Genomic DNA, 337 nt, shown 5'->3' with positions numbered 1-337 from the left:
TGTCTTCTTGTCGGCCATCACAGGGTGTTCCTCCCGTGTGCGGCCCGTTCGTAGACCGACAGGTCGTAGACGATCGCACCTTCGGTGGCGGATTCTGTTGCAGCACTGACTTGTTCGGCGATGTCTGCGGAATCGGGATGTGTGGTGCCGGTGACGGTTCGGAGGATGTTCGCTGCGGCGAGGGCGTCGGGTCCGGGTGGGATCCGTTCTTTGCGGCGGTGCGGGCGGCCTGTGTTCGCACCCGCCATCGCCGCTTGCTCGAGGGCGTAGACATGGCCGTGGTCGCGGACCATCGCCCCGGTGCCATCGGCAGCGAGACGATGTCGGGCGATGGTGA

Annotated in this window: 1 pseudogene; it reads right to left on the bottom strand. The window is 65.6% G+C overall.

What is annotated here, in order from left to right:
• Nucleotides 1-17: 17 nt before the first annotated feature.
• Nucleotides 18-337, bottom strand: a pseudogene (locus QM590_RS25815) (IS21 family transposase); the annotation flags it as partial.

Source organism: Rhodococcus sp. IEGM 1372 (assembly GCF_030056835.1).
GTDB lineage: Bacteria > Actinomycetota > Actinomycetes > Mycobacteriales > Mycobacteriaceae > Rhodococcoides.
Note: the sequence above shows the minus strand (reverse complement) of the source record. Positions and strands in the feature narration are given on the sequence as shown.